The organism is Patescibacteria group bacterium (genome assembly GCA_028692545.1).
Taxonomy (GTDB): Bacteria; Patescibacteriota; Patescibacteriia; order UBA1558; family S5-K13; genus STD2-204.
Genome location: JAQUXC010000018.1, coordinates 1 through 14,016 on the forward strand (window position 1 = coordinate 1; position 14,016 = coordinate 14,016).

Below are 14,016 nucleotides of genomic sequence, written 5' to 3' on the forward strand. Positions count from 1 at the left end.
ATTTGGAACACTCCTTATGAATGGCTAAATTATTACAATTTTAAAAGAATACATTTAACCCTTAACGGACTTACTCCTCATGAAAAGTATTTAGAAAGTGTAACCCTTGACTGTTAACTGTACATAGCTAGTTATAAAATACAAAAAAGTAGATAATAATCTACTTTTTTGTTTATGATGATAGTTTTGAGGTGTGGTATTTACAAAATTACCCAAATTACAAATCCACCAACTATAAGTATTAGAGCTAATATGAGTGTAAATAGTAATTTTTTTGGACTTTTTTCTTTTTGATATGTGCTTTCTATTTGTTCTGGTTCATAGGTTGTAATTTTTGGCTCAATATTTTGTTTATATGGTTTTTCTATTGCTTCATATTGAATATTTATTTCTTCTTGTGATGTATTATTTATTATTTCATCACCAATTGTGTTTGGTAAATCAGAAAATACATCCTCTATTATCGGTTGTTTTTTTTCTTCCAGTGGATTTAATTCATTTTTATTTTCATCCATAGGGATTTGTTATTTATTAGATATATTCATTTTAACAGTTATTTTGTTTAATTCAAATTTAATTTGACAATTTTGATAGTGATTTTGCTATTTGATTCAATTGATCCCAATATGTTGGTACTTTTTCATATGGACATTTTATTTCTATTTTATATACATATTCATCTATTTGCGTATAATAGTCCTTTCTATATATATCATTTATATTTTGTTCTTTTGTTTCAAAAAAATTGGAATTATTAAATATAGTTTTTGTATATTTACTTGTGTTTATTGCGTTTTCTATTTTTTTGTTTTCTCTTGATATAGTCAACATTATATCATTATTAGAAATATTGTTTATTTCGATTTTTTTAGATTCTGATATTACTTTTTTTGTCATATCATCTTTATAGTTGAATTTAATATTCCATGGTTCGTATTGATATTCTATTGTATTATCGTTCTTATTTGAATAGTTTTCAATTTTTTCAGAAACTTTTATTATTAATTCATTTTTGTCGTTTAATGTTTTTGTTTCATTTGTTTTCTGATCCGCTATTTTTTGCATTTCATTTATACTAGATTTTGCATCTGATATCTTTTTATTTATGTTTAGTTGTTCTAATGTTTCAGTTATACTATTTTTTATATTTTCTATTTCTAAATTTGGGGGATTGTTTTTAGATATATTTTTAATAAAAAATTGAAACCATAGTATCAGTATAAATAAAAAAGATACAAATACGAAAATTATCATTTGAACATTTTTTTTCATTTATTGTTTTGTTAGAATAACTAATTTTATTTCATCAGCAGGAAGGTCGTTCTTCGAGATTTTATATTCATCAGTTATTTCTGGATTAAGACCTATTTCTTTTGTAAAATCATCGACAGCCTCTAAATCAATTTTTAGTCCAGGTATTTTATAATGCATTGGTATTACAACTCTGGGCTCTATGTCATTTATTAGTTTAATAGCTTCTTTTGAATTTATTGTATATTTCCCCCCAATTGGTATTAATAAAATATCAACGTCGTTTAAAAATTCTAATTGATCTTGATTTAAATTTTTTTGACCTATATCGCTTAAATGTGCAAGTTTTAGTTTTTCATCTTCTATTTTGTACATAGTTATAATACCTTTTTGTGTTCCATTATCATTGTCATGATAAGCTTCTTTGCCATATATGAAGGTGCCATTTATTTCATATTCTCCAGGGCCATCTATAATTATAGTTTCAGCAGAAAAAAAATCTTTATTATTGTGATCGTCGTGATTGTGTGTTATTAGAGTAACATCAGGTTTTATTTTTGGGGGAATAATGCCTATGGAGGAATTATATGGATCTATTATTAATTCTATATTTTGACATTTTATTTTGAAATAAGATTGTCCATACCATGTTATTTTCATATTGTTTTTTTGTTCCTATTTAGAGCATGTTATTATGATTTGCTAATGATAGGATATTAATTGTTTATATAATTTTTAGATTTTATTTAAATATATTTTTATAAATTATATTTTTTTCTGATGATTTTTCTTTTATAATATTGTTTTTTTCTTCTATTTGATTTAATAGTTCTTCCAGTTTATTTGCGGTTATATTTTTTTCTGATGATTTTTCTATGTCCTGTATTATATCAGATGTCATGATAATATACACATTATTTTTTATAAAAATATATACCCATAAGATGGAACATATAGTTAGTGTAAAAAATAATATATTAATATATTTTTTCATTTTTTTTCCGTGTGTTTTTTCATTTTTTTTCATTTTTTTATTTCCAATAAGTGTATGCATTTATTATACATACAACATTTGTTGAAACATTTTCTATATCCTCAAGTCCTTTTATTTTATTACTTTGATTTTTATTTATATCAATTGAATATATATTTATATAATATTTGAGTTTTTCTAACTCTGTCAAATAATTTAATATATTTTCAAAATTTCCAGATGTAGTTAACTGTATTTGTGTTTTTTTATAATTATTGTTTTTGTCATCTTTTGGTGGAGTAATTTTGATGTTTTGTTCTATATTTTCTTTTGATGCAATATTTTCTAGTGTTGTTATAAATTCTACCTCTTTATCTTTGTATATAAATATATCATTCAAATTTTGTATATTATATTTTACAATTTTTAAGTTTTCGCTAGTGCTTCTTAGATTTTTATCTACATTGTATTGATTTGTTAGATATTCTTTTTGCTCCTTTATATTTTTACTCATTTGTTGAATTTCTTTTAATGACGGTATAAATATCATAAGTATGATTAAAAGAATTACTATTACATAAATTGCAAATAATATTATAATACGAATTTTTATTTTATTTATTTCCTTCATTGTATTTTGAAATTCATTTTTATATTGAAATTTATATTCGTTTTTTCTAATAAATTATCTACTGGCAAATCTATGTTTGAGTAAACTTTTGATTCTTCAAATTTATTTTTTAGTATTAAAAGCGAATTTCTGGTTTTAGCATAGCCTGTTATTATTATTTCACTTTTTGTCCCATCTATTCTAATTTGGGATATTGATATTTCGTTATCTATGTTTAAAATTATATCCTCTAGTATATTTAAATAGTTTGCGTGTTCTTTTTGTATAATGGTTGTGTTTTTTAGAATATCTTCTATTGTTATTATATCGTCGCCAAAATTTTTGCTTTTTTTATTCATAGACATTGAATCTTCTACTGTTTTCAAGTATGATTTTAAAAATAATTTTCCCATAAATATTATACTAGTTATGAGTGTAATTAGTATTAATAAAAAAATAGAAAATTTTGTTATAATTTTTGATGTTTTTTCTATAGATATTAATTTTTTTATTCTATTTGGAAGAATGTTTATTGTGAGCATATATTATTCTAAAAAAATATTTCTTAGAGCTAAGCCTATAGCTGTTGTATATTCAAGATTGGAATTTTGTGTTGTTGATATGTTTTCTGTATTGTTTTGATTTTTATTTTTTATGTTTAATATTTCTGTTTTTAATTTATGTGTTTCTATAAAATGTTTTTGGAATTTTTGTTTATTATAAAAATTTATTGATGAGTCACCTAATATTGTTTGAATTTTAGTATTTTCTTGAATTATTTTGTCTAAATTTTTTATGTTTGCACCTCCACCACTTAAGATGATTTGATCTATTATTCCTCTGTTTTCATAATTTTTAGTATAAAAATCTATTATATTATTTATTTTGAGTATAAGTTCATTTATTGTATTTGATAATATTTTTTTTATAATATTTTTGCATTTATCATCATCTAATCCACATACTATTTTTGCAAGTTCTGCTTGTTTTGGATTGATTTTTAGATTTTTTGCTATTTTTTCAGAAATTTCTTCCCCAGATATTGGAATACTTAGATTGAAAAGTATGGTATTTTTTGAATATATAAATATACTAGATCTTTTTGCCCCTATATCAAGAATTATATAATTTTTTGTATCTATCTTTTTATATTTTGGGTTTTCTTCCATTAGAAGAGCTCTACTTATTGCGGTTGATTCTATTTCCATAGCTACTACTGATAATTTACACTCTTTGAATATTTCTAAATATTGATTTACAAAGTTTTTTGGAGATGCTCCTAATAGTATTAATTTTTTGTCATCTCTTTCCTGTATTAATTGCCAATCATAATATATATCTTCTATTGGTATTGGTATTTGTTTTTTTAGTTCTTCCTCTAACGTTTCCTCGAAATTATTTAAATTTTTATCAATAGATAATAATTTTATAAATGTTTTTTGTTCTGGTAGGCATATTACAAATTCACTAGATGTGATTTTTCCAAATTTTGGTTGAGAAAGAAGTTTTTTTATTGATTTTATAAATTCTTTTTTATTTAATATTTCACCATCTCTTATAATTTCTTTTTCTAATTCAATTTTTCCAAAAGATTGAATCTTTATTTTGTCTCCATTTTTTTTTAATTGTAAAAATTTTAGAGATAAATCAGATATATCTAATCCTATAGGATAATTTGAGCTATTAATAAAAAGCATATCTATATGTTTGGATATTGTTTATATTTATAAATGAATTATAACATTAATTTATTTTTCTTCCCATGATATAAATGTATATTCTCCAGTAGTGGGAAAATAAGGCGGTGGTGCAGACTGTAAATTATTATCAAAAATTATGTTTCTTATTTGATATCCTGAATTATCTGTGTAAGAAAATCCGTATCTTTCTCTTGTGGCCATAGATCCCTTTATTGTTATTATATTTCTGTTTGCTTGTGAGCCACATGCAGAATAATAGTATTCTCTTCCCACTCTTCCATTTTTTGCTATTATTGCTGAATCTATTTCTAAATTGTTTTTACTATAGAAACCAATATTAATATTTCTTTGAGCTATGAGTCCTATGGCATCTCGACCATCATAATTTGTATATAATAAATCTTCATTTATTATGATGTCTGTATTATTGCCACTAAGAGGTTCTTTGAATGCCAAAATTGTTACCCTGGAATTATTTATTTTGCCATCTACCCATACATTATCTTTTGCAAATATAAGTCCATTTGATGGTATTGATACATTGTCCATATAATTTGACTCATGATCTATTCCATATGTTGGAGTAGTACTATATTCTGTGCATCCAATTTGTGTGCACATTCCCCATTTATTCCATCTTACACAATCGTATTCTATACAAAGAGAACACGGGCTTGTTATAGAAGTTACTTTTCTTATTCTCATTGTTTGATTTGGTAAAAATGTTATATGATATCCTTCTACACCAGAACTTTCTAAAACCAAGCCATCATTTCCAGCATCTTCTAATGTTTCATTTATATAACTATCTAATAAATCAAAACTTATAACCGGAACTGGAAAATTTCTCCCCCCCATAAATACACCTGTTCTATTTGGAGTATTTTGTGGAGGATTGTTTCCATCTGGATATGGATCTACTGGAAATACATGAGTATGAACACCAAATTCATTTTCACTTTCGTGATCTGGATCTTTATAATCCAAAACAGCCGAAGTTATTATATTGTGAGCTATTCCATCGAATCTTATTCCTCCATTTGAGTGCACTGGTCCCCATATTTCAGTACCCTCTCCAAATCTTATGTCTGAGTTTGCTAACACAGCAAAAGCTGACCATGATGTGATTCCACATTTTACTTCTATTGTTCTTTTTATGTTTGGGTATTTATCTACCCAGCCTACTGATTTTATAGTTATTATACTATTTGTATCTAGTGATGGTGGTGTTATGTATAGTTCGTAGTGGCCTAATATGTTTCCACTTTGGTCTGAGTATGAATATGGTCCATATGGTCCGTAATTGGGCGCACCTATACAAGTTTCTTTATTACAAAACTCATTTTTATCATGATACAAAACCCATCTATAATAATTTATTCCAGCCTCAGCAACGTAAACTGCCTGTGCATTTGCTACTTTTATTTGGTTAATTTTTTGCTGTAACAATCCTAGTGATAAGGTGCCCGTTACCATAAGCATGAATATTCCTGTCATAACTAGAGATATAAATAATATTGATCCATTTTTTTTGTTTTTGAAAAACATATTATATTTTGTCCTTTAAATTTCTAAACTGCACGTCTGTTTCAATTTCATAATCATCAGGAAGTCTAGTTGGGGTTATATTTATTTTTAATAATATTTTTATTAAGCCAATTTTGTTTATTTCATCAGTTTCATTTCCATTTGAATCATAATAAGAAAAAATCTTTTCATTATTATTATTTACATATTCTGCCAGTATGGATGTTTGTCCAGTTGTATTGTAATCATTTAAATCGCCTGGTTCATAAATTATCATTTTTAATTTATTATCTTCTTTATCTAAATAATACCTAATTTTTTCTGTTTGTCCGTCTCTATCTATATCTGTGTAATATATAAAATTTTGTTCTTGAATTGTACTTATTGGATAGTCACCTTTTTCAGATGAATTTGCACCTCTTAATTCTTTTGTCATTGATTCAAGTGCTTTTCTTGCGTGTTCTATGGCGTCTTCTTTTTCAGAACTTATTGTAATTGATTTAAAACCTTTTGCAATAAAATCATTTATTACAAGTAGAACCAAAAATCCTATAGTTATAGTAAATATTATCTCTATTAGGCTCATTCCTTTTTTTTTATATTTTTTCATTTTAATCTTCTAAATATAGTAATATAGTTTTGTCATCTTCTGGTAAAATTTTTATTTGATTATATGGTTCTGTCATTATTAGTCTATAAGTTGTGGAAGCTGTAATAATTTCTATCGTATAACCAGGATCATCCCATTCTAGATTATCTAGTGTTATTAATCCATTAGAATCTGTGTAAAATTCTTTTTGATATTTTAATATTATTGGATCATCTCCTATCTTTTTTGTTCCAGATATCCTTATAGGAATATTGGAAATGGTATTTGTTTTCCCATATTCTTCAAAAGAGTTCATATATATATCAAGATTTCCATTTCTATCATCAGTCCATACTATATGTATGTTATTTTCATCATCTATATCAAGTGTTGCATTTGTTTGTGGTGATTGTTCTAGATTTATATTTACCCTAAGATCATTAGGATCCCAAAGAGCGTTTCCATTTGTATCAAACTTTTGTGCATATATATCAAGATTTCCATTTCTATCATCAGTCCATACTATATATATATCATCGTTAGAGTCTATATTTATATTTGGAGAATATTGGCTAGCTACTCCAACATCATTATTTATTTTTTTGTCATTTGCCCAAAGAGCGTTTCCATTTGTATCAAACTTTTGTGCATATATATCAAGATTTCCATTTCTATCATCAGTCCATACTATATATATATCATCGTTAGAGTCTATATTTATATTTGGAGAATATTGGCTAGCTACTCCAACATCATTATTTATTTTTTTGTCATTTGCCCAAAGAGCGTTTCCATTTGTATCAAACTTTTGTGCATATATATCAAGATTTCCATTTCTATCATCAGTCCATACTATATATATATCATCGTTAGAGTCTATTGAGATATTTTGATTATATTGATTCGTGCTATCATTTATTGGATTTGTGTTTACTCTTATATTATTAATCCATTCTTTGTTTCCATCTATACTGTATTTCTGTATATATATATCATATCCTGAATTTATATCATCTACCCAGCTAACAACAGTACTTGTGGAATGATTTAATGATTTAATCTTTGTGCTTATTTGATTGCTTGTTTGTATAGATGTTTGTATTACTTTTGGTCCCCATAAAATATTTCCATTATTATCAATTTTTGTTAGATATGCATCTTCATCATTAGATAATTTATTCCATGTTATATAAAAATTACCATCTATGTCCTCTGTAATGCTTGGAGATTTTTGATCTTCATCATTGCTAATCTTTTTATCTCCTGATATCCATTGTTTTTCACCTAGATTATTATATTTTTGCATATAAATACTAGAACTTGCGCTTCTATAATCCTCCCACACTATGTAAGAAAATTCACCAGAATTTTTTATTGCAGAATTTTTTTGAATATTTTGAGTTTCATCTGTATTTACTTGCCAATCGTTTAGAAGAGTTTCATTTAATGTTTTTATTGTTAGTGAACCAAGAAGATCTATAGAAAACCCCTCTTCTGTTTTTTTTGATTCTTGAACACTGAGATTTATTCTTGTTGGATTTGGGTTTTCTGCGCTTCTAGAGTAGGTTCTTTCCTCACTGTATAATTCTTTGTTTACTATTATTTGATAGTTTTCAAAATCTGGTAATGTTGGTATAGATATGATTCCATCTACATTTGTTGTATATGTTGCATCTATATTTGGCACAAGATTTGAATTTGATATATTTACATTTGCATTTTGTATTGGAGAACCGTTAGAGTTTGTAACTATTATTTTCAATAATCCATAGCCGGTTAAATTTTCTTCTGTACTAGGTATTACTTTAGAGAATACAGATATTTTTTTTATATTTGTTTTGTTTTTCCAAGAAACATCTATGGTAACAATTTTATAATCTACAAATATTGAATCATTTTCTTGTTCTAGAGTTCCATCATAAGGGTCATCATAAAATTGTATCATTGTATGAACTGTAAATTCTTTGTCTTTATTTATAATTTCATTTTCTGGTATTATTCCATTTGGCATACCACCTATAGTACCTACATTTGAATATGGCATATTTCTTATCTGTTCCATTTTTTGATTTGCTATGCTTATTGCTTCTACATATGATTTGTTGTCAGATGTTATATTGAGAGAATAGTTTATTAAATCATATATTCCAAACATAAGTAAAAATATGACAGAAAGAGATATCATTATTTCTATAAGGGTAAATGCATTTTTCTTATTTTTTTTTATCATTAATTTATATAGAAGAACTCAAGCTGTACATAGGCATTATTATAGCTATCGCCATACCACCCACGCCAACACCAAGAAGTAATATTAAAAGAGGTTCTATTATAGCTGGTAAATCTGTCATTATTTGATCTATTTCTTCTTCATAGAATTCAGCTAACTCTATTAATATATTATCCAAATCCCCGGTTTCTTCTCCTATTGCTATCATTTGGGTTACTACAGGAGGAAATAGTTTTGGATATTTACTTATCATTTGATTTATTTTTTCTCCCTTTTTTATTTTTTTTGACATTTCATTTAATGCATTTTTATATTGAGAATTTCCAAGTATATTTGCAGTTATCTGAAATGTTTTTACAATCATTATATCTGTTTTTAATAGAGAGCTTATATTTCTAGCAAAACGTGCTAGGTTTATTTTTTTTATAATTGGTCCTATTATAGGAAATCTTATAGTCATAAGATCAAATATTGGTTTTCCAGTTTTTGATTTTACAAATTTTATAAGTCCCACTATAAGTAATATAACTATTATTATAGATAATAGACCATTGTGTATTAAAGTGTCACTCATTTTTATAAGAATTTTTGTAGGCAATGGTAATTCTGCTTCCATTTGAGTAAATGCTGCGGTTATTTTTGGAATAATAACTACCATCATAAAGATTCCCATTCCAATCATTGCAAAAATTATAACCAAGGGATATGTTAAAGCACTTTTTACTTTGCTTATTAATGAGTGTTCTTTCTTTAATTGAATAAATAATTGATTTAGTACTTCTTCTAATTTTCCAGAGATTTCACCCGCCTCAATCATACTTATAAATAATTCATTGAATATTTTTGGATACGCTTTTAAAGATTGAGAGAAGTTTTCTCCATTTTCTATTTTTTTATTCATTTCAAGTAATACTTTTTTGAAATATTTATTTTCTGTTTGTTGTGATAATGTTTTTAGTGCGTCAGATATTGATATTCCAACTCTAAGCATCACGCTTAAATGTTTTATAAAAAATAGCTTTTCTTTTATGGGAACATTAGAAAATTTTGCTAAGTATTCATTTATTTTATTTAGTTGTGATTTATTATTTTTTTGTTTGATATTTTCCATTTTACTCTTTTGTTACTCTTAATATTTCTTCAATGGTTGTTATTCCATTTTTTGCTTTTATAAAACCATCCTCAATCATTGTTAGCATATTTTTGCTAAGTGTATATTCTTTTATTTTTTCTGTAGATAAATTTTGTGAAATAAGATTTGATAATTTACTTTCGTTTTCTAATACTTCATATATACCTATTCTACTTTTGTATCCGGTATTTCTACATTTATTACATCCTTTTCCTCTGTAGAATAATAATTCCTTTAGTCCATTTTTTTTATTTGATATTATTTTTTCTCTCTCTAATGTTTCCAGGATTTTATTTATATCAAAATGCTTTTTTAATTCATTTATCATTTTTTCATCTAAATTATAACTTTGTATACAGTCAGGACATATTCTTCTTACAAGTCTTTGGGCGATTATTAAATTTAAGGTTGATGAAATTAAAAAAGCTGGTACACCCATTTCTGTTAGTCTTGGGATAGTTGATACTGCGTCATTTGTATGAATAGTAGAAAGTACAAGATGTCCAGTCATGGCAGAGTGAATTGCTATTTCAGCAGTTTCTTGGTCTCTTATTTCTCCTACCATTATAATATCGGGATCTTGTCTCAATAACGATCTTAATCCAGAAGCAAATGTAAATCCTATTTTTGAATTTACTTGGGATTGATTTACACACTTCATTCTGTACTCTATAGGATCTTCTATTGTAGATATATTTACTTTTGGAGTATTTAAAATATTTAATATTGTATATAAAGTAGTGGTTTTACCGCTTCCAGTAGGTCCAGTAACTAGAATTATGCCATGTGGTTTCTCTATATTTTTTTTAACGATATCAAATGGTTTATTTTGGAATCCTAATTGTTCCAATGTTAATGTTTGAGATTTTTCATTCAATAGTCTCATTACTATTTTTTCTCCATCAAATGTTGGTATTATAGATACTCTAAAGGATACTTTGTATGTTTCGGACTTTATTTTGAATCTCCCATCTTGCGGAAGTCTATGTTCATCTACCTTTAAATTGGATAGAATTTTTATTCTACTTATAAGTCCTGGTTGTATATTTTTTGGAAGAGTCATTACATTGTGTAATATTCCATCTATTCTATATCTTACAAGTACATCTTTTTCCTCTGGTTCTATGTGTATATCACTAGCACCTTCTATTATAGCGTGCTCTAATAATGTATCTACTATTCTAGTTATTGGTATTTCTTTTGATACATTAATTAAACTTTCTTTGTTTTTGTTTTTTTCCTCATTATTTTCTTCCCCAGATAGATATTTAAATTCAGATTTTAAACTTTTTTTATACAATTTTAAAACTTCTTTTATATCATCTGGTGTTGATATATATATTTCTAATTTTAGTCTTCCAAACTTTTTCTTTAAAAATTCTATTATTTCTAAATCTTGCGGATCTATTGTAGCTATTTTTATTTTTTTATCATCTCCATCAAATGCTATTATATTATGTGAATTTGCTATTTCTTCAGGTATTGTAAATAAGATATCTTTTCTTATGTTTACATTTTTTAGATTTATAAAATTTACTTTGAAATAATTTGCAGCCTGTTCATATAATAATGCATTTGTTATAATTTTTTTTTCTAACAAATAATCTAGTATATTTTTTTGTTCTTCCTCTGCTTCCTTTTCCAATTTCTCAAATTCTTTTATAGTTAAAATTTCAGATTTTTTTAATATGGATTTAATTTGTTTTATTGTGAACATAAATATTATTTAAAAAATACTAAGTTATCTTATATGGTAATTTTATCACAATATAGTTTTTTATAAAATTATATGTAGCGTGTTTTTTTATTTTTTGATAAAATTAAAATATAATAATTAATTTAAATTTATGATCACTAGAATAATAGTTGGTTTGTTACTTTGTTTTTTGGGATTTATGGTTGTTTGGAAGACTGAGTGGATTGTTAGTAATCTTGGAAAAAATGATTGGGCTGAGTCAAAGCTTGGATCATCAGGAGGCACAAGAATAATGTATAAATTTTTTGGTTTATTTGTAATATTTTTTGGTATGCTTTTTATGACTGGACTTAGTTCACAATTTTTAATGGCAACTGTTGGAAAATTATTATTTATACAAAAATAATTTTTTTGTAAATATATTTTAAAAGATTATAAAATTTATTTATTTTTTTCTTTATTTTTTTTAAAAAAATGATATAATATAAATATAAAGTATTTTTAAAATATTTTAATATACAGTTTAAAAAATTAATCATAAATTATCTTTCTATTGAAAGATAATGTGAAAGTAAAAAGCAATGCCAGTTAAAAAAACAAAAAAGAAGGTTGCTCCAAAAAAGAAAGTAGTAAAGAAAGCTGCTCCAAAAAAGAAAGCAGTAAAGAAAGTAGTAAAGAAAGCTGCTCCAAAAAAGAAAGCAGTAAAGAAAGTAGTAAAGAAAGCTGCTCCAAAAAAGAAAGCAGTAAAGAAAACAAAAAAATAGATCTCGAAAGAGTAATTCGAAAAAAATAAAAATCCCTTAGCTTGTCGAAGGGATTTTTATTTTTATAAAAATAATTTTTAAAATAAAGTTTTTTGTTGAAATGTTATAGATTTTTTTTCTTCATCGGTAAAAATTTTTACTTTCCCATAAGTACCATCATAACCAGGTTTTATGCTTATTTCACCACTTCTCATTTTATAGATAGCATCTACTAAATTTTTATCATTTGATATATTTTTTATTTCTTCATAATTTGCATCAAGCAATATATTGAATTCATTTTTTCCTTTTTTTATAAGATTAAAATATGTTTCATTTACTTTTTTAGAATTTTCTCCTACATTTTTTATTTCCGATATTATTTTTTTTAATGGCACTAAACTTTTGTAGGGAATAAATTTATTTTTTATTTTATCAACATCATTCTCATTTCTATCAGCAAGTTGCATTACTCTATTTAATACTCCTATAGTAAGTGGTTTTTTGCATATAGGGCAAATATTTTTATTTTTTTTACTTTGTTGTGGGTCAAAAGAAATTTTGCAATTTCTATGCCCATCGTTATAATATATTCCTTCTTGTGGATAAAATTCTATTGTGTATAAAAATTTTTTTTTATTTTTATTTTTTATAATTTTATATATTTCATCATAGGAAAAATTTTCTATCATAATTGCATTTGCTTCTCTTCCTAAATTTTCCAAACTATGAGCATCTGAATTTGATACAAGCAAAAATTTATCTAGTGATGATACGAGCCAATTCATGTTTGGGCTAGATGATAATCCCGTTTCAAGTGCATAAATATATTTTGTATAATCTTCAAAACATTCTTCTATGGAATCAAATCCTGATTTTGAACCAAGTACTGCAAACCATGGAGTCCAAATATGAGCCGGAATCACCAATGCTTTTTCATCACAGCTAAGTGCGATGTCAACAATATCTTTTGCATCTATTCCAAGTATTGGTCTGCCATCTGATTTTAAATTTTTTCCTTTTGATTCTAATATTTTGATAAATTTATAAACTGAGTTGAGATTTGATAAAAGGATACATAGATGAAGTCTTCTAGTCTTAGCTCCTTTTTTATAAATACATGATATTTCTGTAGATAATATAAAATGTGTTTTAGAGGATTTGTCTTTTAGATGAAATAGTCCATCTCCGTTATCTTCTAATGTTTCTTTTATTTCTTCGAGCCATTTTGGATGAGTAAAATCAGAAGTAGATAAAATATCTATTCCTTTTATTTCTGCCCAATTTGCAAGATTTTTTATTGTTATGTGTTTTGAACATGCTCTAGAGAATCTAGAGTGTATGTGTAAATCTGTGATTACCTTTTGCATAAATATTTGTATTATGTTTTTATTTTAGCATCTTATATTAAATGTTTATAGTCTTTTAATTTTTGTGTATATGTACAGTTAACAGTCAAGGGTTACACTTTCTAAATACTTTTCATGAGGAGTAAGTCCGTTAAGGGTTAAATGTATTCTTTTAAAATTGTAATAATTTAGCCATTCATAAGGAGTGTTCCAAAT

At 25.4% G+C, this 14,016-nt stretch carries 15 protein-coding genes; 2 read left to right on the plus strand and 13 right to left on the minus strand.

The window, feature by feature from the left end; translation table 11 throughout:
- Positions 1 to 200 precede the first annotated feature (200 nt).
- The 12 genes from PHZ07_05150 to PHZ07_05205 form a co-directional block, all read right to left on the minus strand.
- A complete protein-coding gene (locus PHZ07_05150) occupies positions 201 to 515 on the minus strand; it encodes a hypothetical protein (GenBank protein MDD3284952.1) in 315 nt (104 codons plus the stop codon).
- A gap of 58 nt (positions 516 to 573) precedes the next feature.
- On the minus strand, positions 574 to 1,272 hold the full coding sequence (locus PHZ07_05155; protein MDD3284953.1) for a hypothetical protein: 699 nt from the start codon (positions 1,270 to 1,272) through the stop codon (positions 574 to 576).
- A complete protein-coding gene (locus PHZ07_05160; protein ID MDD3284954.1) occupies positions 1,273 to 1,911 on the minus strand; it encodes an MBL fold metallo-hydrolase in 639 nt (212 codons plus the stop codon).
- Between the two features lie 82 nt (positions 1,912 to 1,993).
- Positions 1,994 to 2,278 (minus strand): hypothetical protein, encoded by a 285-nt coding sequence (locus PHZ07_05165; GenBank protein ID MDD3284955.1) that lies wholly within the window; start codon positions 2,276 to 2,278, stop codon positions 1,994 to 1,996.
- A 4-nt stretch (positions 2,279 to 2,282) separates the two neighbouring features.
- Positions 2,283 to 2,855 (minus strand): type 4a pilus biogenesis protein PilO, encoded by a 573-nt coding sequence (pilO, locus tag PHZ07_05170; protein MDD3284956.1) that lies wholly within the window; start codon positions 2,853 to 2,855, stop codon positions 2,283 to 2,285.
- On the minus strand, positions 2,852 to 3,376 hold the full coding sequence (locus PHZ07_05175; protein MDD3284957.1) for a hypothetical protein: 525 nt from the start codon (positions 3,374 to 3,376) through the stop codon (positions 2,852 to 2,854). Before PHZ07_05175 ends, pilO begins: the two co-directional genes overlap by 4 nt.
- Positions 3,377 to 3,379: 3 nt before the next feature.
- A complete protein-coding gene (gene pilM, locus PHZ07_05180) occupies positions 3,380 to 4,531 on the minus strand; it encodes a type IV pilus assembly protein PilM (protein MDD3284958.1) in 1,152 nt (383 codons plus the stop codon).
- Positions 4,532 to 4,582: 51 nt separating this feature from the next.
- Complete coding sequence (locus PHZ07_05185) at positions 4,583 to 6,082, minus strand: hypothetical protein (GenBank protein ID MDD3284959.1); 1,500 nt, start codon at positions 6,080 to 6,082, stop codon at positions 4,583 to 4,585.
- A gap of 1 nt (position 6,083) precedes the next feature.
- Positions 6,084 to 6,671 (minus strand): hypothetical protein, encoded by a 588-nt coding sequence (locus PHZ07_05190; GenBank protein MDD3284960.1) that lies wholly within the window; start codon positions 6,669 to 6,671, stop codon positions 6,084 to 6,086.
- A gap of 1 nt (position 6,672) precedes the next feature.
- Positions 6,673 to 8,880, minus strand: coding sequence for a prepilin-type N-terminal cleavage/methylation domain-containing protein (locus PHZ07_05195; protein MDD3284961.1), 2,208 nt, complete (start codon positions 8,878 to 8,880; stop codon positions 6,673 to 6,675).
- A 4-nt stretch (positions 8,881 to 8,884) separates the two neighbouring features.
- Positions 8,885 to 9,991 carry a type II secretion system F family protein gene (locus PHZ07_05200; GenBank protein MDD3284962.1) on the minus strand — a complete coding sequence of 369 codons (1,107 nt, stop codon included), beginning with the start codon at positions 9,989 to 9,991 and terminating at the stop codon, positions 8,885 to 8,887.
- Position 9,992: 1 nt separating this feature from the next.
- Entirely contained in the window at positions 9,993 to 11,729 is a 1,737-nt protein-coding gene (locus tag PHZ07_05205) for a GspE/PulE family protein (GenBank protein MDD3284963.1), read from the minus strand.
- 130 nt (positions 11,730 to 11,859) lie between these two features.
- Here PHZ07_05205 and PHZ07_05210 point away from each other — a divergent pair, with 130 nt between their 5' ends.
- The gene (locus PHZ07_05210) at positions 11,860 to 12,114 is read left to right on the plus strand and encodes a hypothetical protein (GenBank protein MDD3284964.1); all 255 of its coding nucleotides are present in this window, start codon (positions 11,860 to 11,862) and stop codon (positions 12,112 to 12,114) included.
- A gap of 175 nt (positions 12,115 to 12,289) precedes the next feature.
- Positions 12,290 to 12,472 carry a hypothetical protein gene (locus PHZ07_05215; protein MDD3284965.1) on the plus strand — a complete coding sequence of 61 codons (183 nt, stop codon included), beginning with the start codon at positions 12,290 to 12,292 and terminating at the stop codon, positions 12,470 to 12,472.
- Positions 12,473 to 12,549: 77 nt separating this feature from the next.
- Here PHZ07_05215 and PHZ07_05220 read toward each other — a convergent pair whose 3' ends face one another.
- Positions 12,550 to 13,821: an endonuclease Q family protein gene (locus tag PHZ07_05220; protein ID MDD3284966.1), complete on the minus strand. Its 1,272-nt coding sequence runs from the start codon at positions 13,819 to 13,821 to the stop codon at positions 12,550 to 12,552.
- Positions 13,822 to 14,016 lie beyond the last annotated feature (195 nt).